22 protein-coding genes and 1 tRNA gene are annotated in these 26,442 nt (G+C 71.3%); 6 read left to right on the top strand and 17 right to left on the bottom strand.

The window, feature by feature from the left end; all coding sequences use genetic code 11:
- Positions 1-143: 143 nt before the first annotated feature.
- Positions 144-1,742, top strand: a complete 1,599-nt coding sequence (locus ACSYGN_RS25060; protein ID WP_460399285.1) for an oleate hydratase — start codon at positions 144-146, stop codon at positions 1,740-1,742.
- A 118-nt stretch (positions 1,743-1,860) separates the two neighbouring features.
- On the opposite strand, the gene hppD is transcribed toward ACSYGN_RS25060, so the two are convergent.
- The gene (gene hppD / locus ACSYGN_RS25055; protein ID WP_460399283.1) at positions 1,861-3,015 is read right to left on the bottom strand and encodes a 4-hydroxyphenylpyruvate dioxygenase; all 1,155 of its coding nucleotides are present in this window, start codon (positions 3,013-3,015) and stop codon (positions 1,861-1,863) included.
- A gap of 128 nt (positions 3,016-3,143) precedes the next feature.
- Here hppD and ACSYGN_RS25050 point away from each other — a divergent pair, with 128 nt between their 5' ends.
- Entirely contained in the window at positions 3,144-3,629 is a 486-nt protein-coding gene (locus ACSYGN_RS25050) for an Lrp/AsnC family transcriptional regulator (protein ID WP_460399280.1), read from the top strand.
- Positions 3,630-3,687: 58 nt separating this feature from the next.
- Here the strand turns inward: ACSYGN_RS25050 and ACSYGN_RS25045 are convergent, their stop codons facing one another.
- From ACSYGN_RS25045 to ACSYGN_RS25025, 5 genes are all read right to left on the bottom strand, one after another.
- Positions 3,688-4,479, bottom strand: a complete 792-nt coding sequence (locus ACSYGN_RS25045) for a S16 family serine protease (RefSeq protein WP_460399278.1) — start codon at positions 4,477-4,479, stop codon at positions 3,688-3,690.
- Positions 4,480-4,590: 111 nt separating this feature from the next.
- Entirely contained in the window at positions 4,591-5,232 is a 642-nt protein-coding gene (locus ACSYGN_RS25040) for an IclR family transcriptional regulator (protein WP_460399276.1), read from the bottom strand.
- A gap of 331 nt (positions 5,233-5,563) precedes the next feature.
- The gene (locus ACSYGN_RS25035; RefSeq protein ID WP_460399274.1) at positions 5,564-7,363 is read right to left on the bottom strand and encodes a DEAD/DEAH box helicase; all 1,800 of its coding nucleotides are present in this window, start codon (positions 7,361-7,363) and stop codon (positions 5,564-5,566) included.
- Positions 7,364-7,512: 149 nt separating this feature from the next.
- A complete protein-coding gene (locus ACSYGN_RS25030) occupies positions 7,513-7,929 on the bottom strand; it encodes a type II toxin-antitoxin system death-on-curing family toxin (protein ID WP_460399272.1) in 417 nt (138 codons plus the stop codon).
- A complete protein-coding gene (locus ACSYGN_RS25025; protein WP_460399270.1) occupies positions 7,899-8,099 on the bottom strand; it encodes a ribbon-helix-helix protein, CopG family in 201 nt (66 codons plus the stop codon). The genes ACSYGN_RS25030 and ACSYGN_RS25025 overlap by 31 nt, the downstream gene beginning before the upstream one ends.
- 192 nt (positions 8,100-8,291) lie before the next feature.
- Here ACSYGN_RS25025 and ACSYGN_RS25020 point away from each other — a divergent pair.
- The 3 genes from ACSYGN_RS25020 to ACSYGN_RS25010 all read left to right on the top strand — a co-directional run bounded on the left by ACSYGN_RS25020 (position 8,292) and on the right by ACSYGN_RS25010 (position 9,239).
- Positions 8,292-8,366, top strand: a tRNA-Cys gene (locus ACSYGN_RS25020).
- 215 nt (positions 8,367-8,581) lie between these two features.
- On the top strand, positions 8,582-8,950 hold the full coding sequence (locus ACSYGN_RS25015) for a hypothetical protein (RefSeq protein WP_460399268.1): 369 nt from the start codon (positions 8,582-8,584) through the stop codon (positions 8,948-8,950).
- Entirely contained in the window at positions 8,943-9,239 is a 297-nt protein-coding gene (locus ACSYGN_RS25010) for a hypothetical protein (protein WP_460399266.1), read from the top strand. Before ACSYGN_RS25015 ends, ACSYGN_RS25010 begins: the two co-directional genes overlap by 8 nt.
- Before the next feature lie 36 nt (positions 9,240-9,275).
- Here ACSYGN_RS25010 and ACSYGN_RS25005 read toward each other — a convergent pair whose 3' ends face one another.
- The 8 genes from ACSYGN_RS25005 to ACSYGN_RS24970 all read right to left on the bottom strand — a co-directional run bounded on the left by ACSYGN_RS25005 (position 9,276) and on the right by ACSYGN_RS24970 (position 19,307).
- A complete protein-coding gene (locus tag ACSYGN_RS25005; protein ID WP_460399264.1) occupies positions 9,276-10,460 on the bottom strand; it encodes an SUKH-4 family immunity protein in 1,185 nt (394 codons plus the stop codon).
- A gap of 177 nt (positions 10,461-10,637) precedes the next feature.
- Positions 10,638-10,784, bottom strand: coding sequence for a hypothetical protein (locus tag ACSYGN_RS25000; protein ID WP_460399262.1), 147 nt, complete (start codon positions 10,782-10,784; stop codon positions 10,638-10,640).
- The gene (locus ACSYGN_RS24995) at positions 10,781-13,105 is read right to left on the bottom strand and encodes a xanthine dehydrogenase family protein molybdopterin-binding subunit (protein ID WP_460399260.1); all 2,325 of its coding nucleotides are present in this window, start codon (positions 13,103-13,105) and stop codon (positions 10,781-10,783) included. The genes ACSYGN_RS25000 and ACSYGN_RS24995 overlap by 4 nt, the downstream gene beginning before the upstream one ends.
- The gene (locus ACSYGN_RS24990) at positions 13,102-15,174 is read right to left on the bottom strand and encodes a (2Fe-2S)-binding protein (RefSeq protein WP_460399258.1); all 2,073 of its coding nucleotides are present in this window, start codon (positions 15,172-15,174) and stop codon (positions 13,102-13,104) included. Before ACSYGN_RS24990 ends, ACSYGN_RS24995 begins: the two co-directional genes overlap by 4 nt.
- Positions 15,171-16,064, bottom strand: a complete 894-nt coding sequence (locus ACSYGN_RS24985; protein ID WP_460399256.1) for an FAD binding domain-containing protein — start codon at positions 16,062-16,064, stop codon at positions 15,171-15,173. Before ACSYGN_RS24985 ends, ACSYGN_RS24990 begins: the two co-directional genes overlap by 4 nt.
- 472 nt (positions 16,065-16,536) lie before the next feature.
- Complete coding sequence (locus tag ACSYGN_RS24980; RefSeq protein ID WP_460403715.1) at positions 16,537-18,273, bottom strand: beta-N-acetylhexosaminidase; 1,737 nt, start codon at positions 18,271-18,273, stop codon at positions 16,537-16,539.
- 149 nt (positions 18,274-18,422) lie between these two features.
- Positions 18,423-18,704, bottom strand: a complete 282-nt coding sequence (locus ACSYGN_RS24975) for a DUF3039 domain-containing protein (protein WP_460399254.1) — start codon at positions 18,702-18,704, stop codon at positions 18,423-18,425.
- A 30-nt stretch (positions 18,705-18,734) separates the two neighbouring features.
- On the bottom strand, positions 18,735-19,307 hold the full coding sequence (locus ACSYGN_RS24970; RefSeq protein WP_460399252.1) for a YqgE/AlgH family protein: 573 nt from the start codon (positions 19,305-19,307) through the stop codon (positions 18,735-18,737).
- Positions 19,308-19,555: 248 nt separating this feature from the next.
- Here ACSYGN_RS24970 and murA point away from each other — a divergent pair, with 248 nt between their 5' ends.
- Complete coding sequence (gene murA, locus ACSYGN_RS24965; RefSeq protein ID WP_460399250.1) at positions 19,556-20,896, top strand: UDP-N-acetylglucosamine 1-carboxyvinyltransferase; 1,341 nt, start codon at positions 19,556-19,558, stop codon at positions 20,894-20,896.
- A 302-nt stretch (positions 20,897-21,198) separates the two neighbouring features.
- Here murA and ACSYGN_RS24960 read toward each other — a convergent pair whose 3' ends face one another.
- From ACSYGN_RS24960 to ACSYGN_RS24950, 3 genes are all read right to left on the bottom strand, one after another.
- Positions 21,199-21,480, bottom strand: coding sequence for an HU family DNA-binding protein (locus ACSYGN_RS24960; RefSeq protein ID WP_004000874.1), 282 nt, complete (start codon positions 21,478-21,480; stop codon positions 21,199-21,201).
- Between the two features lie 500 nt (positions 21,481-21,980).
- Positions 21,981-23,441 (bottom strand): malic enzyme-like NAD(P)-binding protein, encoded by a 1,461-nt coding sequence (locus tag ACSYGN_RS24955; protein WP_460399248.1) that lies wholly within the window; start codon positions 23,439-23,441, stop codon positions 21,981-21,983.
- A 563-nt stretch (positions 23,442-24,004) separates the two neighbouring features.
- Positions 24,005-26,362: a HelD family protein gene (locus ACSYGN_RS24950; protein WP_460399246.1), complete on the bottom strand. Its 2,358-nt coding sequence runs from the start codon at positions 26,360-26,362 to the stop codon at positions 24,005-24,007.
- Between the last annotated feature and the right edge of the window lie 80 nt (positions 26,363-26,442).

Raw genomic sequence — 26,442 nt, 5'->3', positions numbered from 1 at the left:
GCCGCCGACAGTCCCCATTATCAGGCCTTCCGGCCTTGGCCGCTCCGAAAAACGGAGTAAGCTCATTATTGAGCACAGTCCACTTGTCCGAACGGCACCTACGCGATCATTCGCCGTCCCGGACCGGCGAGAGGAATCGAGCCATGGCCGCAGAACGCAACGGGAAGCACCTGTGGATAGTCGGAGGTGGCATCGCGGGAATGGCCGCGGCCGCGTTCGCGATCCGCGACGCGCATGTCCCCGGCCCCAACATCCACATCATCGAAGAGCTGGGGCTCACCGGCGGGTCCATGGACGGCGCCGACTCGCCGACCGCCCCTGACGCCTATGTGACGCGCGGCGGCCGCATGTTCGAGGAGAAGGCGTATCAATGCGTCTGGGACCTCTACAGCACCATCCCGTCGCTGGAGGACCCGAAGAAGTCGGTCCGCCAGGAGATGCTCGACTTCAACGAGCGCGTGCGCACCGATGCCCGGGCCCGGCTCATCACGGCGGACCACAGCATCCTCGACGCCAGTGACTACGGCTTCTCCCTGCGGGACCGGCTGGACATGTCCCGGCTGATCTCCACCCCCGAGGCCCTGCTGGGGTCCAAGCGCATCGACGAGGTCTTCAACGAGCACTTCTTCACCAGCAACTTCTGGAGGTGCTGGCGCACCACCTTCGCCTTCCAGAAGTGGCACTCCGCGGCCGAGATGCGCCGCTACTGCCTGCGCTTCCTGCACGTGTTCGAGAAGCTGCACAACCTGAGCGACGTCCGCCGCACCGTGTACAACCAGTACGACTCGATGATCGTCCCGCTCCAGCGCTGGCTGGTCGACCAGGGTGTGGACGTCCGGTTCGCCACCCGGGTCACCGATGTGGACTTCGCGGACAAGGGCGCCGCGGGCCGCCGGGTGACCGGGCTGCACCTGGAGACCAAGGACGGCACCGAACTGCTGCCGCTCGGCCAGGACGACTACGCCCTCATGACCATCGGCTCCATCACCTCGGACGCGCGGTACGGCAACGCCGACACGGTGCCCGAGCTGGTCCGCGACCGGGTCGACCACGGCTGGTCGCTGTGGGAGGAGATCGCGCCCAAGGCCCCCGACTTCGGCCGTCCGACGGCGTTCTGCGGCAACGTCGACGAGCACAAGTGGGAGTCGTTCACCCTCACGATGCACGGCGACACCCTGCTGAAGCGGATCGTCGAGTACTCGGGCAACGAGCCCGGCACCGGCGCCCTGATGACCTGGATCGACTCCGGCTGGCATCTGAACGTCGTCGTGCCGCACCAGCCGCACTTCCCCAACATGCCCGCCGACACGTACACGTTGTGGGGCTACGGCTTCGAGATCGACAACAAGGGCGACTACATCCCGAAGAAGATGTCGCAGGCGACCGGCCGCGAGATCCTCACCGAGCTCGTCCACCAGCTCGGCTTCGAGGACATCCTCGACGAGGTGCTCGCCACCACCGAGATCACCACGGTCATGATGCCGTACGCCTCCGCGCTGTTCGCCACCCGCAAGCCCGGCGACCGGCCCAAGGTCGTGCCGGACCGCTCCCGCAACTTCGCCTTCCTCGGCCAGTTCACCGAGCTGCCGGAGGACATCGTGTTCACCGTGGAGTACTCCATCCACGGCGCGATGCACGCCATCTACACGCTGCTCGGCGTCGACCGGAAGATCCCGCCGATCTACCACGGCATCTTCGACCCGCAGGCGGCCCTGGCCGCCACGAAGACGCTGGTGCGCTGACCACATCTCCGCCCCCGGGGAAGGAGGGCGCCTGAGCGGGCATCCGCCCGCTCAGGCGCCCTCCCTTTTTGACCCTCGTCGGCGCTCTTTGGCGGTCTACGGGTTCCGCTTCGGCGGTCTACAGGTTCCCGCGCCGCTCCTGCTCCCGCTCGATCGCCTCGAACAGGGCCTTGAAGTTGCCCTTGCCGAAGCCCATGGAGCCATGCCGCTCGATGATCTCGAAGAAGACGGTCGGCCGGTCCTGGACCGGCTTGGTGAAGATCTGGAGCAGATAACCGTCCTCGTCGCGGTCGGCGAGGATCTTCAGCTCACGCAGCGTCTCCAGCGGGACCCGGGTGTCCCCGACCCACTCGCCGAGGGTGTCGTAGTAGGTGTCCGGGGTCCCGAGGAACTCGACTCCGGCCGCGCGCATGGTGCGTACGGTCCGGACGATGTCGCTGGTGTTGAACGCGATGTGCTGGACGCCGGCGCCGCCGTAGAACTCCAGGTACTCGTCGATCTGGGACTTCTTCTTGCCGAGCGCCGGTTCGTTGATGGGGAACTTGACCTTGAGGGTGCCGTCCGCGACGACCTTGGACATGAGGGCGCTGTACTCGGTGGCGATGTCGTCACCGACGAACTCCTTCATGTTGGTGAAGCCCATGACCTTGTTGTAGAAGCCGACCCATTCGTCCATGCGGCCGAGCTCGACGTTGCCGACGCAGTGGTCGACGGCCTGGAAAGTGCGCCGGGCGGGGGGTTCGACCATCGGGTCGGCGGCGACGTACCCGGGCAGGTAGGGGCCGTCGTAGCCGGTCCGTTCGACGAGGGTGTGGCGGGTGTCGCCGTAGGTGGCGATGACGGCGAGCACGACGGTGCCGTACTCGTCCTTGAGCTCGCGCGGCTCGGCCACGGAGCGGGCGCCGTGCTCGACGGCGTAGTCGTACGCGACACGGGCGTCGGGGACCTCGATGGCCAGGTCGATCACACCGTCGCCGTGAGCGGCCACATGCTCGGCGAGGAAGTGGCCCCAGGCGGTGGCGGGCTTGATGACGGACGTGAACACGAACCGGGCGGAGCCGTTGACGAGGACGTAGCTCGCGGTCTCCCTGCTGCCGTTCTCCGGTCCGGAGTAGGCGGCGAGGGTCATGCCGAAGGCGGTGGAGTAGTAGTGCGCGGCCTGTTTGGCGTTGCCCACGGCGAAGACGACCGCGTCCATTCCTTTGACCGGGAAGGGGTCGGCCTGCCGGGCGGTCTCGGTCGTGGCAGAGGTGCGGGGTGTGGTCTGCGTCATAGCGGCAGCGTCACGCGGGGAGCACAAGGTGCGCAACAGTTTGCTAGTCGGCTGGACAGTCTGCCCAGTGGATCCGGGGTAGAGGGGAGATATCCGTACAGGATGACCACTGCCTTGGGGAGGCCGCTGTGGCGATCGACGACCTCGACGGACGGATCATCGTGCTGCTGGCCGAGGAGCCGAGGATCGGTGTGCTGGAGATGTCCCGGCGGCTGGGGGTGGCCCGGGGCACCGCGCAGGCGCGGCTGGACCGGCTCCGGTCGAGCGGGGTGATCAGTGGTTTCGGCCCCCAGGTCGACCCGGCGGCCCTCGGCTATCCGGTCACGGCCTTCGCGACGCTCCAGATCCGCCAGGGCCAGGGCCCCGGCGTACGGGCCCATCTGGCGACGGTCCCGGAGGTCCTGGAGCTCCACACCACCACCGGAAGCGGCGACATGCTCTGCCGTCTGGTCGCCCGCTCCAACGCGGATCTCCAGCGGGTCATCGACCGGGTCGTCGCCATCGAGGGCATCGTCCGGGCGTCGACGGCGATCGTCATGGAGAACCCGGTACCGCTGCGGATCATCCCGCTGGTGCGGCAGGCGGCGGAGGGAATACCCGGCGAGGAGGGGTGACTCCGCGTGGGGCGGCCTCCGCGGGGGCCTCCCGCGCGGGGCGGCATCAGCGGTGCGCTCAGCAGTGCGGGACCGAGTCCTTGCCCTTCTCCAGTGCCACCAGGGCGTCCACCGCACCGTTGAGCGTCGTCACCGGGACCAGGCGCAGCCCCTTCGGCAGCTCCGACTTGGCGTCGCCGCATTCCGCCTTCGGAACCAGGAAGACGGTGGCGCCGTCCCTGCGGGCGGCCTGGGTCTTCAGCGCCACACCGCCCACCGCGCCCACCGCGCCGCCGGCGTCGATCGTGCCGGTGCCGGCGACGGTGCGGCCGCCGGTGAGGTCGCCGCCGCTGCCGTCGCCGTCCAGCTTGTCGATGATCCCGAGCGTGAACAGCAGACCCGCGCTGGGGCCGCCGACGTCCGCGAGCTTCAGGGTGACCTTGACCTTCTTGCTGCTCAGGTCCAGGTACTTGAGCGCGGCCGCGGTCGCGGCGTCCTGGGACTCCTCCATCTGGGCCGTGTTGTGCCGCTCGATCTCCTTGACGCTGTCGCCGCTCGGGTAGACCGAGTCACGGGGCAGCACCGCGCGGTCGTGGCGGAACCAGCCGTCGACGACATCGCTGAGGGACACATCGGCGTCGGGGCCGGTCGCCTCGATCGTCGTCATCCGCAGTTCCCCGCTCGTCGTACGGGTCGGGGCGCCGGAGACCGTGATCACCGGGGTGTCCTTGTTCTCGCCGAGCACATCGGCCGTCATACCGGGCTGCGCCACCGCGAACGGCAACGGCGCGAGGACCGCCGTCGCGAGCAGGGCCACGACGGGCAGAGCGCAGACGGCGACGGCCTGGAGGCGCGTGAGACGAGAGAGCACGGGGTCAATGTAACGCGGCGATCGGGTGAGGCCGGGCGCCGGTGCCCGACCGTACGCCGCCGCACACCTGCACACGGACCCCAGCAGGCCTGTACGCGGCCCCCCGTACCGTCAGCGCAGCGCCTCCGCGACCTCCCGCGCCGCGTCCACCACCCTCGGACCGACCCGTTCCGGCACCGCGTCCGCCAGCATCACCACGCCGACGCTGCCCTCGACGCCGGTGACCCCGAGCAGCGGCGCCGCCGCCCCGCTCGCCCCGGCCTCCAGCTCGCCCTGCGTGAGGGTGTACCCGGGATCGGCGAGCGGCTGGCGGCGGGCGGCGAGGATGGCCCGGCCGGCCGCTCCCCTGTCCAGCGGATGGCGGAAGCCGGCGCGGTAGGCGACGTGGTAGTCCGTCCACGACGGTTCAACCACCGCCACGGCCAGGGCCTCCGTCCCGTCGACCAGCGTGAGGTGCGCGGTCGCCCCGATGTCCTCGGCCAGCGAGCGCAGTGCGGGCAGCGCGGCCTCCCGTACCAGCGGATGCACCTGGCGGCCCAGCCGCAGCACCCCGAGCCCGACGCGGGCCCGGCCGCCGAGGTCACGTCGTACCAGCGCGTGCTGTTCGAGGGTGGCGAGCAGCCGGTACACCACGGTCCGGTTCACGCCCAGCTTGGTGGAGAGTTCGGTGACGGTCAGCCCGTGGTCTGTGTCGGCCAGCAGTTTGAGGACTTTGAGCCCCCGGTCGAGCGTCTGGGAGGTCTCCGCGGTCACGACGCCCACTCCTTAGGTGGTGAGGCCGGCGGCCTCCTCGCGGCGGGTGCGTCGCCGAGTCCCGTCGTCGACGCGCTTCAGAGGCCGCCGATCGGCAGGACGGCCCGGCTGCGTCCGGGCCCAGTCGCTTCACGGCTGCGCTCCGCGGCGGCGCTGCCACGGGGCGTGTGCGTAGCGTGACAGTAGCGACCCGGTCCGCTGAGCGAAAGCCTCCGTCCAGAATCCGGTCAGGGCCCTGTGCGGACTGCCGCATGAGGTACGGCGTTTCGCCCCGGATTGCCCGCATCCGCCCCCGCGCTCAGCGCATCCGGGTCGCCGCCCGCCCCCGCGCTCAGCGCATCCGGGTCGCCCACTCCTGGACCTTGGCGATGCGCTGGCGGAGCTGCCCTGCCGTGGCCTCGGCGCTGGGCGGGCCGCCGCAGACCCGGCGCAGCTCGGTGTGGAGGACGCCGTGCGGTTTGCCGCTCTGGTGGACGTAGGCGCTGACCATCGTGTTGAGCTGCTTGCGGAGCTCCATCATCTCCTTGTGGCTGACCACCGGGCGCCGTTCGGCGGGCAGTTCGAGGAGGTCGGCGTCGCTGTCGGGCCTGCGGCGGCTGTGTGCGATCTGGCGGGCCTGGCGCTTCTGGAGCAGCATCTGTACCTGGTCGGGTTCGAGCAGGCCGGGGATGCCGAGGTAGTCCTGCTCCTCCTCGCTGCCGGGGTGGGCCTGCATGCCGAACTCGGCGCCGTCGTAGAGGACACGGTCGAAGACGGCGTCGGACTCCAGCGCCTCGAAGGGCAGCATGTCCTGCTCGCCGGTGTCCTCGTCCTGCTCCTTGTTCGCCTCCTCCATCTCCTTCTCGGACTCGGCGTACGGGTCCTCCTCGCCCTCCTTCTTCGGCTTGTCGAGCGCGTGGTCGCGCTCGACCTCCATCTCGGTGGCGAAGGTGAGCAGGTCGGGGATGGTCGGCAGGAAGACGGAGGCGGTCTCGCCGCGCCGCCGGGACCGTACGAACCGTCCGACGGCCTGGGCGAAGAAGAGGGGCGTGGAGATGGTGGTGGCGTAGACCCCGACGGCGAGCCGGGGCACGTCGACCCCCTCGGACACCATCCGCACGGCGACCATCCACCGATCGGTGCCGTGGCTGAACTCGTCGATCTTCTTCGAGGCGCCGGTGTCGTCGGAGAGGACGACGGTGGCCGAAGTGCCGGTGATCTCGCGGATGAGCTTGGCGTAGGAGCGGGCGGAGTCCTGGTCGGAGGCGATGACGAGGGCACCGGCGTCCGGGATGCCCTTCCTGACCTCGGTCAGCCGCTGGTCGGCGGCGCGCAGCACGCTGGGCATCCACTCGCCGCGCGGGTCGAGGGCGGTGCGCCAGGCCTGGCTGACGGCGTCCTTGGTCATGGGCTCGCCGAGCTTGGCGGCGATCTCGTCACCGGCCTTGGTCCGCCACCGCATATTGCCGGAGTAGGACAGAAAAATAACCGGCCGGACGACATGATCGGCGAGCGCGTTCCCGTACCCGTACGTGTAGTCGGCGGCGGACCGCCGGATCCCGTCCTGCCCCTCCTCGTACGTGACGAAGGGGATGGGGTTGGTGTCGGAGCGGAACGGCGTTCCGGTGAGCGCGAGACGCCGGGTGGCGGGCTCGAAGGCTTCCAGGCATGCCTCGCCCCAGGACTTGGAGTCACCGGCGTGGTGGATCTCGTCGAGGATGACGAGGGTCTTGCGCTGCTCGACGCGGTTGCGGTGCAGCATGGGCCGGACGCCGACACCGGCGTAGGTGACGGCGATGCCGTGGTAGTCCCGGCCGAGCGGACCCGCGCTGTACTCGGGGTCCAGCCTGATGCCTATCCGGGCGGCGGCCTCGGCCCACTGCTTCTTCAGATGCTCGGTGGGCGCGACGACGGTCACCTGCTGTACGAGGTGGTGGTGCAGCAGCCAGGAGGCGAGGGTGAGGGCGAAGGTCGTCTTGCCGGCGCCGGGCGTGGCGACGGCGAGGAAGTCACGCGGCTGCTCCTGGACGTACTTCTCCATCGCCCCCTGCTGCCAGGCACGCAGCCTGCTCGCGGTACCCCAGGGGGCCCGCCCCGGGAACGCCGGGGAGAGGTGGTGGGAGTGGGCGGAGGAAGCGGCGGTGGTAGTCACGGTCTCCGTAGCGGGGGTCGGGCGGCTCGGGCGGGGCGCGGACGGTCCCCGTTCGGCCTCGGCTGCGTAGGACAACCGGGCCACCCTACCGGCGCCTTGCTCGCGTCAAGGGGCGTACGGCACCAGGTCCCTCCTGGGTGGGACCGAGGTCACACCACGCCCTCCGCAAGCTCGCGGAGCCCGTCCCCGATCACCTTGACGTCCTCCAGCTTCCCGCTCGCCACGGCGATGACGAGGCGCTCGGCGGCATCGATGTCGGGGCGGAGCTGCACGTCGTTCATGGCGAGGAAGACGACGCAGGAGACCCAGGCGGTGCGCTTGTTGCCGTCGATGAGGGGGTGGTTGATCAGCAGCGACTGGAGCAGCGCCGCGGCCTTGTCGAACAGATCGGTGTAGGCCTCCTGCCCGAACATCGAGGCGGAGGGCCGGTGCACGGCCGACTCGAGCAGTCCGGCGTCACGGACGACGACTTCCTGGTCACCGAGGGCGTGCCCGGCGATGGCCAGGACGTCCTCGGCCGACAGGTAGATGTGGATCACTTGAGCCGCTCCAGCAATTCGGCCCATTTGGCGGTCTGCTCCTTGGCGGCCTTGCGGACCAGTGCCTCGTGTGCCGTTCTCGCGAGGTAGTCGTCCACGGCCCGCAGCAGTATGGCGTGCATGCTGACCCCCTCCGCCTCGGCGCGCAGCTTCAGTGCTTCCGTCTGGTCGTCACGGAGACGCAGGTTCATCGCCATACCAAAACGGTACCACCCGGTGGGGCCAAACTGGTACCAGTTATCACCGGCAGCCGCTTCCATGAACGCCGCATGGCAGTCGCATTGCAGCCGAGCAGGTTCCCTTGAGCCTCTCGGGGCCCCCGCCGTACGGTCGTTCCACCGAGTCCGAGACACCGGGCTCGCCGGGTCCGGACCCCCGGATCCGCGCAAGGCCGTGTGCCCGAATGGCTCAGGGGCTCGTCTGCAAAGCGAGTAACGCGGGTTCGATTCCCGCCACGGCCTCCAGCTGTCTGACCAGGCAGAACGAAAGGGGCGGCACCCGCGATGGGTGTCGCCCCTCGACCGTGCGTCGCAGTTGCCGTCTCCGTTGTGCGCCTCCCCCGGTCGTTTCAGGTGAAAAACGGGAACAACACGTGCGTTGCCCACCTGGGTAGCAGAATCCAGCGCGGACACTGGCTCAACGCTCATCGCAGTGACGCACTCCAGGGGGAAGGTGAGGCATGGAACCGTGGGTTCTGGTCGCCCTGTCAGGAGCGGTGTTCGCCGCCGTTTCGATCAGCTCCACCGTGCGCGGCATCCTGCGCTCGATCTTCCGGCGCCCGCGCGAGACGTCCGTACTCCTCAAGGTCGACGGCAAGCAGACGGAGCTGAGCAGTTCACACCTTGAAGCACAACGAATAGCGGCCCCGTGGGCCGAGCTACCGCCGGAAACCTTCGCCGCCATCAAGGCCGTGCTCCGCGAGCAGAATCTCAGCGACGAGCAAGCCGAGGCTGTCGCCCAGACTGTGATCCAGCATCTGTACCCGGCAGGCGAGCCGACGCGCGTGACGGGCACCCACGCCGTAGCGGGAGGCGAGGCAGATGAGTGAGAGCGTCACGAACTCCGGCCCCAGCTCCGATGCCGGCCGAACGGCTCCTGCCGGGCCGGTTGCCACCGCCGAAGCCACCACCGTCACGACAGTGACGGCACACTTCAAGTTGGTCTTCATCTGCGTCACAGTGATCACGGTGCTGTCACTGGCGGCCAGTCTCTACATCGGAGTCTTCGTGCCGGACCCCACTGAGGCCGCCAAGTCGGCGATGAACACCTGCTCCACCCTCGCCAACCTGGGTTTCGGCGCCATGGTCGGGCTCCTGGGCGGCAAGGCCTTCAACTGAGTGACGCGGAGCCCTCCCCCGACCGACACGGTCGCGTCACGGGTACAGTCCCCCGCCCGCCTGGTCCTCGAAGGCCTCCGGCCAGTAGCGGGTGCCGTCGTCCGTCGGGGTGGTGGGGGCGGGGTCGCAGGCAAGGGGGTCGAGGGTGGCGAGGGTGCGGGTCAGGGTGTCCGCCAGTTGTTCGTAGGCCTCGGTCAGGCCGTGCTGGGTGTCCAGGGACTTCTCGCGGTGGATCAGCCAGAGGGTGTAGGCCAGGGTGGAGAGGTCGGCGTTCAGGGGGCGCAGGGACGCGTCCGGGGTGTTCCAGCACAGGACGGTGCCCGTCGTGCCGTTCACCACCAGGCAGGTGTCCTCCAGCAGGTAGCCCAGGTTTATCAACTCGTCCGCGTCGGCGGGGAGTTCGAGCGGCGCGTCCCCGTCCTCCGGCTCGTACTCGGCCAGCGTCGGCAGCGGGACGTCCGTGTCCAGGGTGAACCACGTGCCGTCCTCCGGGAGGCCCACCTCGCGCAGGAAGCGGCGGGTCGGCTCATGGGTGAGCGTGGCCGGGAAGTCGACGTCCTCAAAGCGGACGATCTCGCCCGCGCCGAACTCCTCGTCCAGCAGGCGCAGCGGGAGGTCGAGGGTGAGGCCCGAGTGGGTTCCCGGGCCCGCGATCAGGGCCAGCGGGCGGATCAGGGCCGCCATGCGCCAGTACGGGGGGACCTCGCCGTCCGTGTCCTCCTCGAAGAGGGAGAGCAGCGCACGGGAGGCTCCCGCTGCCGCCTGCGGGCCGTGCTGCGTCGCGTATGCGGCGAAACGGCCTCGCAGGGTGGCCAGTTCCTCCGTCAGCGCCGCGAAACGCAGCAGGATCTCCAGGGACGGGGCGAGCGGGAGCTCGTCCATCAGATCCGGGCGGTCCGGGAAGAAGTACGTCGTGGAGATCTCGCCGGTCGTACCGTCCAGCAGGATCGACTCCGACGTCGCGCCGTCCGCGGCGATCAGGTCGCCGATCACCAGGCGGTCACGGAGGGCGAGGTCCAGCAGATCGGGGGTCGCGGTCACGTCCGCCACCGTGTGCAGGCCGTTCGTGCGCAGTGCCGCGAACGTCAGGAGGTCGATCTCCAGCGGGAGTCCGGGGCCGGTCAGCCAGTGGCGCGTCGGTGCGTGCGTGACGTACGGACCGAGGTCGGCCTCGGTCAGAATGATCATCGCCGCGTCGTCGGCGGCCTCTAGCGTGGGCATCGCTGGCTCCCCCGTGCGTGGTTCACGTTCCCGTTCGCGTTCACGTCGGTGGGTGCGACATGCGATATGCGGCATGCGCCGCACGCGCGTCGACCACAGGCGTGGCCCGTCGCTCCCACTGCCCAGCACACTACGCGGCACCACTGACAACGCCCCCCGAGAGCCGCGTCAGCCGCGTCAGCCGGTGAAGTACACGCCGCCCAGCACCACGGCCAGCGCCGCCAGGGCGACCACCGCCATCCAGATCAGCAGCTTGCCCACGCCCGGCGGTGGTTCGTAGCGGTCGGGGTCGTAGCGCGGCGGGTCCGGTTCCTCCGGGGTCACCGGTCCGTCACCACAGCAGCCTGCGGGCGGATCGGGAGGCGGTTGACGGGGCGTCCGGTCGCCGCGCGCACCGCGGAGGCGATCGCCGCCGGGGACGTCACCACCGGCACCGCGCTGACCGCCTTGGCGCCGAACGGCGCGACCACGTCCCGTTCCTCGATCAGCTTCACGATCCGGATGTCGGGCGCGTCCAGCGCCGTGGGCAGGGTGTACCCGGTGAGGTCGGGGTGCCGGATCAGGCCGCGCGGGGTGCGCAGGTTCTCGGTGAGGGCGATGCCCACGCCCTGGGTGACGCCCGCCTCGATACGCGCCGCGAGCTGCGCCGGGTTGAGCACATGGCCGACGTCCTGGGCCACCGCCAGCTCCACGACCCGTACCGAGCCCAGTTCGATGTCGACGTCCACCACCGCGCGGATCGCGCAGAAGGCGAGGCCCACGAAGGCGTCGCCCTGGCCGGCGGCATCCAGGGGTTCCGTGGGGTGGGGGCGGCACTGGGCGGTGGCCCAGAGTTCCTTGCCGTCCATCGCCTCCGACACGGTGGTCGACAGGACGCCGTCGTACGAGGTGATCTTGCCGTCGGTGATCTGGAGCAGCTCGGTCGACATGCCGAACTTGTGCGCCAGGGGCTGGAGGAGCTGGGTGCGGACCATCTTGGCCGCCCGTTCCACCGCGCCGCCCGACACCCAGGTGTGCCGACCACGGCAGCCCGGGCCCGCCGGGGGCTGGTCGGTGTCGACGGGGGCGACATGGACCTCGTCGATGCCCAGGGTGTCCTGGACGATCTGCCGGGCCAGCGTCGAGAAGCCCTGCCCGCTCTCCACGGCCGCGCACAGCACCGTGGCGATGCCGTCCTGGACCTTCACGGTCGCCGTCGAGACCTCGTCGGCGCCCTCCGCGCCCAGCATGTGCACCATGCCGAGTCCGTAGCCGACGCCGCGCCGCACCGCGCCCGGCTCGCCCGCGCCCTCGGGGCCGCCGGGCAGCAGCCACTCCTCCTCGGGCGTGTCCTTGGGCAGCGGCGGGAGGGGGAAGTCCTGGACGGCCTGGAGGAGTTCGGCCACCGGCGCGGGGCAGGTCACCGTCTGGCCGGTGGGCAGTACGTCACCGGTGGCCATGGCGTTGCGCAGGCGCAGTTCCGCCGGGTCGACGCCGAGCTTCTTCGCGAGCTTGTCCATCTGCGCCTCGTAGGCGGCGCAGACCTGCATGGCGCCCTCGCCGCGCACATGGCCGGACGGCGGGTTGTTGGTGCGTACCGCCCAGCCCTCGATGAAGGCGTGGGGGACGACGTACGGGCCGCAGGCGAAGGAGACGGCGGCGGCCAGGGCCTCGCCGGAGGTGTCGGCGTAGGGGCCCGCATCGAGCAGGATCTGGGCCTCGACCTTGACGAGGCGGCCCTCGGCGTCCGCGTGGTGGCGGTAGCGCAGCAGGGTGGGGTGGCGGTGGACGTGGCCGAGGAACGACTCCTCGCGCGTGGCCGTCAGTTTCACCGGGCAGCCGGTGCGCAGCGCGAGCAGGCCGAGGGGAAGTTGGAAGCCCTGGTCCTCGCGGTCGGCGGTGGCGCCGGGCACGCCGGTGACGACGATCTTGACGCGCTCGGGTTCGAGGCCGTAGCAGGCAGCCAGAATGTCGCGGTCGGCGTGCGGGTCGGTCGAGGCCAGGTACAGCTCCACGCCGCCGTCGGGCCGGGGCACGGCCAGGCCGGCCTCGGCCCCTATGGGGGCGGGGTCCTGGCGGCCGATGCGATAGAGGCCCTCGACGACGACCTCACCGACCGTGTCCGGGTCGCCGTGGCGCAGCGGGATGTGGCGGATCAGATTGCCGTCCGGGTGCAGCGGCTCGGCCTCGAAGGACCGCTCGGGGTCGGTGACCGGGTCGAGCACGTCGTACTCGACGATGACGGCGGCGGCGGCCATGCGCGCGGTGTCGGGGTGGTCGGCGGCGACGGCGGCGATGGGCTCGCCGTGGTGGCGCACCACCTCGGAGGCGAACACCGGCCGGTCGGGCGTGCCGCGGCCGTAGACCGGGCTGCCGGGCACGTCCTCATGGGTGATGACGGCCCGCACGCCGGGCATCTCGCGCGCGTGGGTGGTGTCGATGGAGACGATGCGCGCGTGCGGGTGCGGGGAGCGCAGCACGGCCGCCCACAGCAGGCCCTCCGCCCAGAGGTCGGCCGCGTAGGGGAAGGTGCCCTCGGTCTTGGCGCGCGCGTCGGCGGCGGGCAGGGAGACGCCCAGGCCGTGCGGCAGCGGTTCGGGGGCGGCGGCGGAGGCGGGTCCGGAGTGGGGGAGGTCCGGGATGGCGGTGGCTGCGTCGTGGCTCACGCCTGGCCTCCGTCCTGGCCGTGGGACTGGTCGTACGGCTGCTCGTACGGCTGGTCGTAGGGCTGCTGGTCGTACGACTCGTCATAAGACTGCGACTCGCCATAGGCGTGCGACTCGTCATAGGACTGAGATTCGCCATAGGTCTGCGACGCGTCGTACGGCTGATCGTACGGCTGTTCGTGGGGCTGTTCGTGAGACTGAGCGTGGGGCTGATCGTGCGGGGCCTGGCCCGGCGTGTCGAAGCCCGGCGTGTCGAACACCGAGTGGTGCACGCCGCCTGCGCCCGGGCCCGCCTGGTGAGGAATACGTGCCTCGGCGCCGTCCGTCTCAGCCGCCTCGGCCGCGGCGTGCGCCTCGCGTTCGGCGACGACGACCTTGACGGCGTCCAGGACACCCCGGTAGCCGGAGCAGCGGCACAGGTTGCCGGAGAGCGCCTGACGGGTCTCCAGTTCGGTGGGCTCGGGGTTGCCCTCCAGCAGGTCGTGCACGGTCATCGCCATGCCGGGCACGCAGAAGCCGCACTGGACGGCACCGCACTCGGCGAGCGCCCGCTGCACGTCCGACGGCTGCCCGTCCACGGCGAGGCCCTCGACCGTTCGGACCTCGCTGCCGGCCGCGGTGACCGCGGGCACCAGACAGGAGGCGACGAGCCGACCGTCGACCTGGACGTTGCAGGCGCCGCACTCACCCTCGGAGCAGCCGTCCTTGGCGCCCGCCAGGCCGAGGCGCTCACGCAGCACATAGAGCAGCGACTCGCCGATCCAGGCGTCGCCGACGGGACGCTCCACGCCGTTGACGCTCAGGGTGTAGGAGGCGAGCGGGTGTTCGTCCTGCGGGAGCGGGGACGGTTCACCGGAGGCGTCGTCGTCCTGGGCGGGGGCGTCGTCCGCGGCAGTGTCGGCGGGGGGCGTCTCGACGGCTTCGGAGGCGTCGGGGGCGTCGTCGGATGCGGCGGGTGCCTCGGCGTCTCGCTCCTCGCCGCGCCCGGCGGGCCCGGCGGGGGCCGCTACGGCCCTGAGAGCGCCGTCGGCGGGCTCCGGGGCGCCGGGTTCACTCCCGGCCGCCGCGGGGCCGTGGGCGGGCTCGGCGGGGGCTGCGGGCTCGGGTGCCGAGGGGGCGGGGGCGGCCGGGTGTCCACGGCCGTCGGTGCCGTGCAGGTCGGCCTGATAGCCGCGGCCTTCGGTGCCGTCACCGGTGAACTGGTACCCCTGGCCGTCGGTTCCGGGCCGGTCCAGCGGGTAGCCGCGGCCGTCGGTCGCGTGGCGCTCGGGGGCCGGATAGCCGCGCCCGTCGGTCGCGTGGCGCTCGGCGGTCCGGTAGCCGCGCCCGTCGCTCCCGTCGTCGGGGGCCGGGTAGCCACGGCCGTCGGTGCCCTGCCTGTCCTGGCGGAACCCGCGTCCGTCGGTGCCGGACGGCGCCGCCGGGTACCCGCGTCCCTCCGTCCCCGTCGGATCGCCGGTGTACGCCGCCTGCGCGATGCCACCGGGCGGGGTGTCCTGGCCCCAGACCGGGGCCGTCGGCTGCGCCGCCCAGGGGGCGGAGGCGCCGCCGGGCAGAGTGGCTGGAGGTGTGCCGCCCCACTGCTCGACCAGGGACGAAGCAGTGAACTCGCCCGATTCGTCCGGAATATCACCCCCGGCGACAGGGATCGACCACTGCCCGGTCACGTCCTGACCCGGCACCGGACCGGGCGCCTGCCCGGCCTCCGTCCCGCCGGTGTCGCCGAAGTCCCACTGCTGGGTGCTCGCCGGGTGGTACGTGAACCGGTCGTCCGGGGCGCCGTGGGGCACCGCGTTGGGGTCGGGCCACTCCGCGCCGCCCGGCGGTACCGACCAGGCGTCGCCGACGGTCGGCCCGGGACCGCCCTCCGGGGGCGTGGCCGCTATCGGCGGCGGGACATAGCCGTGACCCGGCGCGGCGAGCGGGCTGTTGGCGGCGAGGAGGGCGTCGATGCCGCCCTCGGGGAGCTTCACGAAGGCGGTGGCGCCGTCGTCGTACTCGCCCGGCAACGGGTCCCAGCGGCTCACGCCACGCGGCGGCGTGCCCTCTCCCTGCTGGTCTTCGGTCACGACAGCGCCCTCCCCAGTGCTCGTCGGGCCAGCGCGGCGACGGTGCGCCGCAGGTGCAGTACGGCGGGCGGCAGTTGCTGCACGGAGCCGTCCGCGGCGGGGGCCGGGTCGGGAATGCAGGCAGCGGCGACGTACTCGCCGAAGGCGGCCAGTGCCTCCGGGACGATGGCACGGTTGTTGTCCCAGTCGATGATCTGGGCGACCCATTCCTCGGCGTCCAGCGGGCGCAGCGGCATCGGCGCTATGGCACCGACGGCGCATCTGACGCCGCGCCGGGCGGGGTCGAGGACGAGGGCGACGGAGGCCACGGCCCGCCCGGGGCCGGTGCGGCCGGTCGCCTTCAGGAAGACCTGGGGCGCGTGCAGCAGCGGTACGCGCACATAGCCGATGAGTTCGCCACCGCGCAGCATCTCCATACCGGCGAGCAGATGCGACACCGGGATCTCCCGGCGGGCCCCGTTCCGGCCCGCGATGACCAGGGTCGCCTCCAGCGCGGCCAGCACGGGCAGCGCGTCACCGGTGGGGGCGGCGGAGGCGATGTTGCCGCCCAGGGTGCCCGCGTTGCGGATGTGCGGCGGGCCCGCGGCGCGCGCGGCGGCGGCAAGCGCGGGGATCAGGGCGGCGAAGTCGGGGCGGCCCATGCGCGCGTGGGTGAGGCCGGCGCCGAGCAGCGCGTGGCCGTCCTGGTACTGCCAGCCGCGGATCTCGCTGATCCGGCCGAGGCCGACCAGCGCGGCGGGCCTGAGCTGCCCGGAATTGACGGCGGTCATCAGGTCGGTACCGCCCGCCACGGGCACCGCCGTGGGCAGCGCGGCGAGCGCCGCCACCGCCTCGTCGAGCGTCGTGGGCAGCGTGACGGCCTGCGCCGCCTGCGGTGCGTGCGTGGTCAAAACCGGCTGCCCCTTCCCGCTGCCCCACATGGTCCCACCTGTGTTGCCGTACGGTACGTGCTGACAGGGCGGACGTGGCAACTCTGGCACATCTTCGGGGGCCCCGAAGACACACGTCCGCTAGGCGGCATTCGCCACCTCACCAGCAGGATGGCCGTTTTTCGTACGGCGTTCCCGGTCCATGTGAATTGCCACTCTTCGGTGAGGGGGCGCTCCGCTGGGATGGCCGGGATGTGCCGTCTGGCATCTGTTGTCTGTCATCTGCTGCACCGTCGTGGCTGGTCGCTCCCCCAAGCTCTCAACTTCGTTCGAGCAGGGAGGTACCCCCATCGCGGCGGAGCCGCATATCGATACAGCCCCGCGCCCCTTCGGGGGCGCTACCGAACCCGGACTTCACCCGACCCCGTGTCGCCCCGCCCCGCGTGTCGCGCGCGTCACGTGTTTCTCCGCGCGCGCACGCGCCAGCGCGTGCCTAGGCCCCTGGCGGCGTCCCGTCCTTCGGTCGTCCCTGCACGCCCGGCCGTCGTTGCCACGGCAGTGGGCCCGAGGGCGGGCGGTAGGCGACGCCGAGGGCTTCGAGGCGGCGGTAGTGGGTGGTCATCCGTCGTTCGAAGTCGGCGTAGTCCCGCTGTTCCGGGGCGGGCAGGTCGCTCCATGCCACCTCGGCGAGGGCCGTGAGCCGGGGGAAGGTCTGGTAGTCCACGCGCGCGGTGTCCTCCGTCACCTCGGTCCACATGTTGGCCTGGGTGCCCAGCACGTGGCGGGCCTGCGCCTCGTCGAGGGCGGCGGGAACGGGTTCGAAGCGGTAGACGTCCTCCAGGGTGCGCACATGTCCGATCGGCACGGGTTCGTCGGGGCCCGCGTCCTGGCGGTGGTCCAGGTACACGTACTGCTCGGGGCACATCACGACGTCGTGTCCCGCGCGTGCCGCCGCGATGCCGCCGGAGTATCCGCGCCACGACGACACGGCCGCGCCCTCGGCGAGTCCGCCCTCCAGGATCTCGTCCCAGCCGATGAGTCTGCGCCCGCGCGCGGAGAGCCATTTGTCGAAATGGCCGATGAACCACGCCTGGAGTTCGTCCTCCCCGCCGAGACCGAGTTCACGGATGCGCGCCTGGGCCGCCGGGGAACGCCGCCACTGCTCCTTCGGGCATTCGTCGCCCCCGATGTGGACGAACTCGGAGGGGAACAGGTCGAGTACTTCCTCGAACACCCCCTCGTAGAAGCGGAGGGTGTTGTCAGTGGGGGCGAGTACGTTGTCGGAGATCCCCCAGTTGTCCCAGACGGAGAGGGCGGAGGTGTCGATGACGTCGGTGTTGCCGAGTTCTGGATACGCGGCGACGGCCGCCTGCGAATGCCCGGGTACGTCGATCTCGGGGACGACGCCGATATGCCGTTCGGCGGCGTAGGAGACGATCTCGCGGATGTCGTCCTGGGTGTAGTGGCCGCCGTGCGGCTTGTGCTCCCACAGCGGTGAGGCGCGGTGTCCGAATGTGGTGCGGGAGCGCCAGGAACCGGTGCTGGTGAGTTCCGGATACCGCTCGATCTGGATGCGCCAGCCCTGGTCGTCCGTCAGGTGGAGGTGCAGGACATTGAGTTTGTGCGCGGCCATCAGATCGAGATACCGCAGCACGCCGTCCTTCGGCATGAAGTGACGGGCGACGTCGAGCAGCAGACCCCGCCAGCGGAACCGGGGCGCGTCCCGGATCTCGGCCGACGGCAGCCGCCAGCGGCGGCCGGGCAGCGGGGCGCGCCGGAAGGCGTCGGGGCCGAGCAGTTGCCGTAGCGTCTGGGCGCCCCAGAAGAGACCGGCGGCGTCCGTGCCCGTGAGGCGTACGCCGTGCGGTGCGACGGACAGCGCGTAGCCCTCCGCACCGAGGCCCGCGCCGGGGTCGACGCGGAGCTGTACGGCACCGCGCCCGGCGCCCGCTCCCCCGTCCCCCTCGCCGCTCTCCCCCGGCGGCAGGTCGAACCCCGTGGCCGCTCCCAGGGTGCCGCGCAGCCAGCGCGCCACCCCCTGCGTCCCCGGACCGGTGACCAGGACGGTGGCCGCGTCCAGTTCGAACCAGCCGCCGCCGTCACGGCCGCGGGACACCTGCCGTGGCTTCGGAATGACGTCCGCCGTGACGCCCGCAGCATCGCCCGTGGCGTCCCCGGCTTCCGCCCTGGCATCCCCGGCGTGCGCCGTAACGTCCCCCGCATCCGTCATGGCGTCCACCGCGACCGTCCTCACGTGATCTTGGCCCGATCATTGCCCGATCATGGATCGATCTGGATCGATCTGGATCGATCATCGCTCGCCCGTGACGCGGCCGCGGTCACCCGGGCCAGGACCCCGTCGGCCCCGGGGCCGGCCGGTTACTTCTTCTTGCCGTCGCCGCCCTCGTCGCCGCTGCCCATGGAGTCGTAGATCTCCTTGCACATCGGGCACACCGGGTACTTCTTCGGGTCGCGGCCCGGCACCCAGACCTTGCCGCAGAGCGCCACCACGGGGGTGCCGTCCAGGGCGCTCGCCATGATCTTGTCCTTCTGGACGTAGTGGGCGTAGCGCTCGTGGTCCCCATCACCGTGGGACACCTGCGGCGTCGGCTCTACGAGGGTCCCCGTACCAGTCCCGCGCTCGGGCTCAAGAGTGCTCATAAGGGCCAAGGGTACTGAAGGTCGCACTCGTCAGTTGAGTGAAGGGTCGTCCGGATACGTGGCCACCATGGCCAGTTCGTTGCGCTGCCGGCGCAGCACCTCGCGCCAGAGCCGCTCCGGCTCCGGTGACGACACGTCGCCGGGCTCGGACTCGACGACGTACCAGGCGCCTTCCTCCAGTTCGTCCTCCAGTTGCCCGGGCCCCCAGCCCGCGTATCCGGCGAAGATCCGCAGCGAGCCCAGGGCCGAGGCGAGGAGTTCCGGCGGGGCCTCCAGATCTACGAGGCCGATCGCGCCGTGCACCCGCCGCCAGCCCAGCGGGGCGCCCTCCCCGAGGCCGCCGCCGGGGACGACGGCCACGCCGAGGGCCGAGTCCAGGGAGACCGGGCCGCCCTGGAAGACGACACCGGGTTCGCCGGTCAGGTCCGCCCAGCCCTCCAGGATGTCTCCCACATCCACCGGGGTCGGGCGGTTGAGCACGACACCGAGAGAGCCCTCCTCGTCGTGGTCGAGAAGGAGCACCACCGCACGGTCGAAGTTCGGGTCCGACAGGGCGGGCGAAGCCACGAGCAACCGCCCTGTGAGCGAGGACACCTCGGTCATGCCAGACATGATCCCCCATCTTCCCGCCGCATGGGAGGCAAAGCGGTGACGGGGGCGAGGGCAGGTCAGGGCGCACCGGTGCAGACCGCGCGCACGGCCGCGCCGGTGACCCTTTGTGCCCGATTGGGAACGGTTCGTGTTGTGACACAGCTATGACGCGGCCAGGTGACAGTTGGGCTTACGGGAGAGGGGTGGTCGGCGATTACTCTGTCTCCGGCCCCTGACCCACTCCATGGAACGCGAGATCGATGACCGTCAACGACGATGTCCTGCTTGTCCACGGCGGCACCCCGCTGCAGGGCGAGATCCGTGTCCGCGGTGCGAAGAACCTCGTACCGAAGGCCATGGTCGCCGCGCTGCTGGGCAGTGAGCCGAGCCGGCTGCGCAATGTGCCGGACATCCGTGACGTGCGGGTCGTGCGCGGGCTGCTCCAATTGCACGGGGTGACGGTCCGTCCGGGTGAGGAGCCCGGCGAGCTGGTGCTGGACCCGACCCATGTGGAGAGCGCGAACGTCTCTGACATCGATGCCCACGCGGGTTCGTCGCGCATCCCGATCCTGTTCTGCGGCCCGCTGCTGCACCGGATCGGTCACGCGTTCATCCCGGGCCTGGGCGGCTGCGACATCGGCGGCCGGCCGATCGACTTCCACTTCGATGTGCTGCGGCAGTTCGGCGCGAGCATCGAGAAGCGCGAGGGCGGTCAGTATCTGGAGGCCCCTAAGGGGCTGCGCGGCACGAAGATACGACTGCCGTATCCGTCGGTCGGCACGACCGAGCAGGTGCTGCTGACGGCGGTGCTCGCCGAGGGTGTCACGGAGCTGTCCAACGCGGCCGTGGAGCCCGAGATCGAGGACCTGATCTGCGTCCTGCAGAAGATGGGCGCGATCATCGCGATGGACACCGACCGGACCATCCGGATCACCGGTGTGGAGCAACTGCACGGCTACAACCACCGTGCCCTGCCGGACCGGCTGGAGGCCGCGTCCTGGGCGTCGGCGGCGCTCGCGACCGAGGGCGACATCTATGTCCGCGGGGCGCTCCAGCGCTCGATGATGACGTTCCTCAACACCTACCGGAAGGTGGGCGGCGCCTTCGAGATCGACGACGAGGGCATCCGTTTCTGGCACCCCGGAGGGCAGCTCAAGTCCACCGCACTGGAGACCGACGTGCACCCGGGCTTCCAGACCGACTGGCAGCAGCCGCTGGTCGTCGCCCTGACGCAGGCCACCGGCCTGTCGATCATCCATGAGACGGTCTACGAGTCCCGGCTGGGCTTCACCTCCGCGCTCAACCAGATGGGCGCCCACATCCAGCTCTACCGCGAGTGCCTGGGCGCCTCCGACTGCCGCTTCGGCCAGCGCAACTTCCTGCACTCGGCGGTCGTGTCGGGCCCGACCAAGCTCCAGGGCGCCGACCTGGTCATCCCCGACCTGCGCGGCGGCTTCTCGTACCTCATCGCCGCCCTCGCCGCCCAGGGCACCTCCCGGGTGCACGGCATCGACCTGATCAACCGGGGCTACGAGAACTTCATGGAGAAGCTCTCGGAACTGGGCGCGAAGGCGGAGCTGCCGGGCAAGGCGCTGGGCTGACCGGCTGCCCGGCAGGCACTCGGCCAAGCAGGTCGGGGCGAAGTCCGCTGCGGTTCCTGCAGCGCCCTGAAGGGGCGCGGGGCCCTGCCGCCCTGCGGCTCCGCCGCAGGGCGCGACCAGCCACGACGGGCCCGCAGATGAGCGACGGCCTGTCGCGGCACCTTCTGCGGAGCGCTTGGCCGCAGCCGTGTGCCGCAGGCACAGCCCTGCCTACGCCATGGGGCGGCCCCCGGTGGTCCGGGGGCCGCCCCAACGGTGTCATGGCGCGTCCGTGCGCCGTCCCGTGACGCTCGGACGGCGGATCACTTGCCCTTGGCGGCTTCCTTGAGCTTGGAGCCCGCGGAGACCTTCACGCTGTAACCGGCCGGGATCTGGATGGGGTCGCCGGTCTGCGGGTTACGCGCGGTGCGAGCGGCACGGTGGGTGCGCTCGAAGGTCAGGAAGCCGGGGATGGTGACCTTCTCGTCGCCCTTGGAGACGATGTCGCCGACGACCTCGGCGAACGCGGCCAGCACGGCGTCGGCGTCCTTCCGGGTCACCTCGGCGCGGTCGGCCAGCGCGGCCACCAGCTCACTGCGGTTCATGTTGTTACTCCCGTGTTCATCTTGCCGTTGGGACGTGCCGCGCGACGGAGCCGCAACTGGCACAGCGAAGCCGATGCGCTCGCGCCCAGGGACGCATCCTGCCCCCACCTGCGGCGGGAAAGCCAATCCGGCCACCCGCAGGAGTCGCCAGACCACCCTGGGGAGCCACTGGGGATGCCACCCCGGGGATCCTCGGGCAGTCGCCCTGGTGAGCCGGGCGAAAAGCGCCTGCTCGGCCGTCACCCTAGAGGGCCCCCGGCGGCGGGACGTTCCGCGACGCGCCGGGGCGGAGGCCGCCGTGTCCCTCCTCACAGCCCCCGCACATCCTCGTACGAGCCACGATACGGGCCGGGGGGCGAGGCGCGACACGGGCCCACCGGACGGAGGGGCGGCGAGCGCCCCGCGGTCCTCTGCCCGTGGTCCCCCGGCGGGCGGCTCCCGCGAGCCGCTACGACGCGCGGAAGCCACGGCGCGCAGGACGGCGCGCGGAGGATACGGCGCTACGACGCCGCGCCCACCGCATCCGCCATGCCCGCCGCATCCGCCGCGGCCGCCGCGCCGGAGGCCCGGGCCGCGATGCGCACCGCGCCGGCCACCGCGCCCGCGACCTTGTCGTTGAAGACGCTCGGCACGATGTAGTTCGCGTTCAGCTCGTCCTCGGTCACCACGTTCGCGAGGGCCTTCGCGGCAGCGAGCAGCATCGCGGTGTCGACGGTGCGGGACTGGGCGTCCAGCAGACCGCGGAAGACACCCGGGAAGACCAGCACGTTGTTGATCTGGTTCGGGAAGTCCGAGCGGCCGGTGGCCACGACCGCCGCGGTCTGGCGGGCGACCGCCGGGTCGATCTCGGGGTCCGGGTTCGCGAGCGCGAACACGATGGCATCCTCGGCCATGGCGGCCACGTCACTGCCGTCGAGGACATCCGGCGCGGAGACGCCGATGAAGACGTCGGCGCCGCGCACCGCCTCCTTGAGGGTGCCCGTGAAGCCGTCGTGGTTGGTGTTGTCCGCGACCCAGCACAGCGGCGAGTCCGGCGCGGCGTCCACCAGGTCCGCGCGGCCGGAGTGCACGACGCCGTGGATGTCGGCGACGACGGCGTCCTTCACACCCGCGGCGAGCAGCAGCCTGAGAATGGCCGTACCGGCCGCGCCCGCGCCGGACATCACCACACGGATGCCGTCGATGGTCTTGCCGGTGACACGCAGCGCGTTGGTGAGGGCGGCGAGGACGACGATCGCGGTGCCGTGCTGGTCGTCGTGGAAGACGGGGATGTCGAGGGCCTCGCGCAGCCGGGCCTCGATCTCGAAGCAGCGCGGCGCGGAGATGTCCTCCAGGTTGATGCCGGCGAACCCGGGGGCGATCGCCTTGACGATCTCGACGATGGCGTCGGTGTCCTGGGTGTCCAGGCACAGCGGCCAGGCGTCGATGCCGGCGAACCGCTTGAAGAGGGCCGCCTTGCCCTCCATGACGGGCAGCGCGGCCTTGGGGCCGATGTTGCCGAGGCCCAGCACGGCGGAGCCGTCCGTCACGACCGCAACGGAGTTGCGCTTGATGGTGAGGCGGCGGGCGTCCTCGGGGTTCGCGGCGATCGCCATGCACACCCGGGCCACGCCCGGGGTGTAGATCATGGAGAGGTCGTCACGGCTGCGGATGGGGTGCTTCGACTGCATCTCGATCTTGCCGCCGAGGTGCATCAGGAAGGTACGGTCCGAGACCTTGCCGAGGGTGACGCCCTCGATACCGCGGAGCCTGCCGACGATCTCGTCGGCGTGCGCGGTCGAGGTGGCCGCGATGGTGACGTCCATACGGAGCTTCTCGTGGCCGGAAGCGGTGACGTCGAGGCCGGTCACCGAGCCTCCGGAGGACTCCACGGCGGTGGTGAGCTGCGAGACGGCGGTTCCGCTCGCGGGCACCTCCAGCCGGATCGTCATCGAGTAGGAGACGCTGGGCGCCGTTGCCATGGCCGACTTCCTTCTGCTTTCACCGTGGTGCTGGGGGGTGCTGGGTGTCGCGGCGTATCGCTCAGCGCGGCGTACGGACCGCAGGGTGCCGCCGCGCCTCACCCGGTCTCCCGGAGGGTGGCACGACGGCGTGCCGTCCGATCGTCGCACCTACTACGCAGTAGCGGTTAGTCGGGTCTGGTTACGAACGTATTGTTCGCCGGAAGTTCCGGGAAAACCCCAGAAACACCTGAGCGAACGGACGTGCCCAGGGGGAACACCCAGGGGGGAACACCCAGGGGCAGGGAACAGGCCCGCCCGCCCAGGGAACGGACCCAGGGAACGGACCGTGGACACGGAAGAGGCCCGCGTCACCGGGTGACGCGGGCCTCTCCGACGCTCATGACACCGACCCGCCATGCTCGCCTCGCGGCAAGTGGTCGCTCGTAGCGACAAAGGTTGGGCCCGGGGGCTTGGATCGAGCCGGTGCCGTACCAAGGCTAACAAAGAGATGCCGCGCGGCCATTCCCGTGCGGCCCACTTCACAGGATCCGTTCCCCGGACGGCCCCACCCGGCGCCGCGGTCATTCCCTGAGCAGGTCCGGCACCCCCTTCGCGTCCGGCTCGTCCCGGTCCGTCGAGACGACGGTGAGCTGCTGGGTGGCGCGGGTCAGGGCGACGTAGAGGACCCGTAGCCCGGCCGGGCTCTCGTCGGCGATCTCGGCGGGCGAGACGACGACGGTCGCGTCGTACTCCAGGCCCTTGGCCTCCAGGCTGCCGAGCGCCACCACCCGGTCCCCGAGCCCGGCGAGCCAGCGGGCGGCCTCCTCGCGGCGGTGCATGGCGACGACGACGCCGACGGTGCCGTCGACCAGGCCGAGCAGCCGCTCCGCCTCGGCCCGCACGGTCCGGGCGAGCGCGTCGTGTACGACGGCGAACCCCGGTCGTACGCCGGTGGAGCGGACCGCGGACGGAGGCTCGGCGCCGGGCATGGCGAGGGCCAGGACCCGGGCGGAGAGTTCTGCGATCTCGGCCGGGTTGCGGTAGTTGACCGTGAGGGTGAAGCGGCGGCGCGGGCGGGTGCCGAGCGCCTCGTCGCGGGCCTCGACGGCCTCGTCGGGGTCGGACCAGGAAGACTGCGCGGGGTCGCCGACGACCGTCCAGGTGGCGTGCCGTCCGCGGCGGCCGACCATGCGCCACTGCATCGGGGTGAGGTCCTGGGCCTCGTCGACGATCACATGCGTGTACTCGGTGCGCTCCTGTGCCAGCCGCTCGGCCCGCTCGCGCTGGGTCTCCTCGCGCACCGGCATCAGCTCCTCCAGGCCGGTGAGCTGGTCGAGCGGGTCGATCTCGCGGGAGCGGCGCGGGCGGGCCGGGGTGCCGAGGACCGCCTGGAGCTCGTCGAGCAGGGCGATGTCGTGCACGGAGTGGCCGTCGCGGCGCAGCGAGCGGGCGATCCTGCGGACCTCGCCCTGGTTGAGGACGCGGCGCGACCAGCGGCCCAGACGCCGTTCGTCGGCCATGGCGGTGAGCACACCGCGCGGGGTCAGCTCGGGCCACCAGGCGTCGAGGAAGGCGATGAACGAGTCCTCCTCGGTGACGTCCTCGTCGAAGGAGGAGCGCAGCTCGGCAGCGAGCTGCGGATCGGTGTGCCGGGCGGCGGCGCCGGACTGCTCCCACAGGGCGTCCAGCAGGAGGCGGCGGGCGCGGGGGCGCAGCAGGTTGACCGGGGCGGTGCCGTTCAGCGCGATGTGGCGGAGGCGGTCGAGCTCGGCGGCCTCCAGCTCCAGTCGGCGGCCGAAGGCGACGACACGCAGCCGTTCGGGCGAGCCGTTCAGCTCCAGGGCGCCGCGGGCCGCCTTGCGCAGCACCTTGAGCATGCGGCTGGAGCCCTTGGTGCGGGCCACGGCCGGGGCGTCGTACAGGTCGGCCTCCACACCGTCGACGAGGGAGCCGATCGCGCGGATGGCGACCTGGCCCTCCTCGCCGAGGGACGGCAGGACGCCCTCGGTGTAGGCGACCAGCAGGGGCGTCGGGGAGACGATCAGGATGCCGCCGGCGTAGCGGCGCCGGTCCTGGTAGAGGAGGTAGGCGGCGCGGTGCAGGGCGACGGCGGTCTTGCCGGTGCCGGGCCCGCCCTCGACGTAGGTCACCGAGGCGGCGGGGGCACGGATGACGAGGTCCTGCTCGGCCTGGATGGAGGCGACGATGTCGCGCATGGTGTGGCCGCGGGCCCGGCCGAGCGCGGCCATCAGGGCGCCGTCGCCGACGGCGGCCAGCTCATGGCCGTCGAGGTAGGCGGTCAGCTCGGGGCGCATCAGGTCGTCCTCGACGCCGAGCACCCGGTGCCCCTTGGAGCGGATGACGCGGCGGCGCACGACCCGGCCCGGGTCGACGGGCGTGGACTGGTAGAACGGCGCGGCGGCCGGGGCCCGCCAGTCGATGACCAGCGGCGCGAACTCCTCGTCGAGCACTCCGATGCGGCCGATGTGCAGGGTCTCGGCGATATCGGCGGTGTTGTCGTCTCGCACGGCGCCCTCGGCGGGTTCCACGGCGGTGTAGGCGCCGTCGGGGCCCTTCTTGCCGTCCTTGCCGGGGAGCAGGTCGATACGGCCGAAGAGGAAGTCCTCGTACTCGTTGTTGAGCCGGTTGAGGTGGATACCCGCCCGGAACACCAGGGCGTCCCGCTCGGCGAGCGCGCCCGGCGTGTTGACGTGGCCGCGCTGGGCCGCGTCGTGCATGAGGAACTCGGCCTCGTGGATCTTCTCCTCAAGGCGCTGGTACACCCGGTCCAGGTGTTCCTGTTCGATGCTGATCTCTCGGTCCCGTACGGAATCGACGGTGTCGGTGTCGGCGCTGTCGGCGTTCTTGACGTTCTCGACATCGTCGACGGAGCCGTGATCCGAGCCGACCGCGGTTTCCTGTTGAGCCTGAGCGGCCACCGGGCCCCCTTCTGACGTGCTGGGCAGCCGTCAACCGTACGCGAAGGGGGCCTTCAGAAGCTATGCGCCGACGGCTACGC

Source organism: Streptomyces sp. YIM S03343, from assembly GCF_054729195.1.
This window is presented reverse-complemented; position numbering and strand designations above follow the sequence as displayed.

Excerpts from the sequence above, each read along its gene's own strand:
- ACSYGN_RS24960 (WP_004000874.1), bottom strand. The coding sequence starts at position 21,480 with ATGAACCGCAGTGAGCTGGTGGCCGCGCTGGCCGACCGCGCCGAGGTG.
- ACSYGN_RS24975 (WP_460399254.1), bottom strand. The coding sequence starts at position 18,704 with ATGAGCACTCTTGAGCCCGAGCGCGGGACTGGTACGGGGACCCTCGTA.
- ACSYGN_RS24955 (WP_460399248.1), bottom strand. The coding sequence starts at position 23,441 with ATGGCAACGGCGCCCAGCGTCTCCTACTCGATGACGATCCGGCTGGAG.
- ACSYGN_RS24980 (WP_460403715.1), bottom strand. The coding sequence starts at position 18,273 with ATGACGGATGCGGGGGACGTTACGGCGCACGCCGGGGATGCCAGGGCG.
- ACSYGN_RS25015 (WP_460399268.1), top strand. The coding sequence starts at position 8,582 with ATGGAACCGTGGGTTCTGGTCGCCCTGTCAGGAGCGGTGTTCGCCGCC.
- ACSYGN_RS25030 (WP_460399272.1), bottom strand. The coding sequence starts at position 7,929 with ATGGGCCGAATTGCTGGAGCGGCTCAAGTGATCCACATCTACCTGTCG.
- ACSYGN_RS25060 (WP_460399285.1), top strand. The coding sequence starts at position 144 with ATGGCCGCAGAACGCAACGGGAAGCACCTGTGGATAGTCGGAGGTGGC.
- hppD (WP_460399283.1), bottom strand. The coding sequence starts at position 3,015 with ATGACGCAGACCACACCCCGCACCTCTGCCACGACCGAGACCGCCCGG.
- ACSYGN_RS25005 (WP_460399264.1), bottom strand. The coding sequence starts at position 10,460 with ATGCCCACGCTAGAGGCCGCCGACGACGCGGCGATGATCATTCTGACC.
- ACSYGN_RS24970 (WP_460399252.1), bottom strand. The coding sequence starts at position 19,307 with ATGACCGAGGTGTCCTCGCTCACAGGGCGGTTGCTCGTGGCTTCGCCC.
- ACSYGN_RS25010 (WP_460399266.1), top strand. The coding sequence starts at position 8,943 with ATGAGTGAGAGCGTCACGAACTCCGGCCCCAGCTCCGATGCCGGCCGA.
- ACSYGN_RS25025 (WP_460399270.1), bottom strand. The coding sequence starts at position 8,099 with ATGGCGATGAACCTGCGTCTCCGTGACGACCAGACGGAAGCACTGAAG.
- murA (WP_460399250.1), top strand. The coding sequence starts at position 19,556 with ATGACCGTCAACGACGATGTCCTGCTTGTCCACGGCGGCACCCCGCTG.